The organism is Dryocola clanedunensis, assembly GCF_038405435.1.
In the GTDB taxonomy this organism is placed as follows: Bacteria; Pseudomonadota; Gammaproteobacteria; order Enterobacterales; family Enterobacteriaceae; genus Dryocola; species Dryocola clanedunensis_A.
Map to the genome: position 1 here is coordinate 1 of NZ_JBBYHZ010000171.1, position 564 is coordinate 564.

General features: G+C 69.3%; 1 protein-coding gene. It reads right to left on the minus strand.

All coding sequences use genetic code 11. The annotated features are described in order from the left end of the window. Positions 1 to 125: 125 nt before the first annotated feature. Positions 126 to 564 (minus strand): TetR/AcrR family transcriptional regulator (locus AAE045_RS24035; protein WP_455549810.1); only part of this gene is annotated, 439 nt, incomplete at its 5' end.

Genomic DNA, 564 nt, shown 5'->3' on the forward strand with positions numbered 1-564 from the left:
CAGCAGCGCGACCAGGGCATATGCGAGGCGGCGGTGCGGCGGATGCCACGGCATCGAAGCCGAGCCCGGCAGGGTCGGTTTTTCGTGCTCCTCCCAGTCCGGAACCGGCTTGAGGTACTGCGGCATCATCCCTCCCCGTCGGCAGGCCCCCGCAATCCGCCACGCAGCAATTGCAGGGCGCGCGTGGCCAGCCGGGCGCGTTCGTCACGCGTCTTGCCACGCAGCGCGGCTCCCAGCATGCCTGAGATGAGTGAAATGTCCGTCGTTTCCAGGTCCGGGCGGCACAGGCCGGAGGCGACCGCGCGGGCGATCGGTTCGCGCAGCAGTTCGTAGATGGTCTCGCGCGCGGCCCGGATCGGTATCTGATCGGGATCCACCGCGCGCCAGTAGTCCGACAGCGCGGGCGACTGGACGATTCGGTTGGCCATGCCTTCGAGCACCTCGAACAGCGCGTCGTCGCGATCGCCCAGGCTCTGTACCTGGCGCGCGATGCGGTTGACGGTGCGCTGGAGCAGCGCCTCGACCAGTGCGGTGCGGTCGGGGAAGTTGCGGTACAGCGTGGCC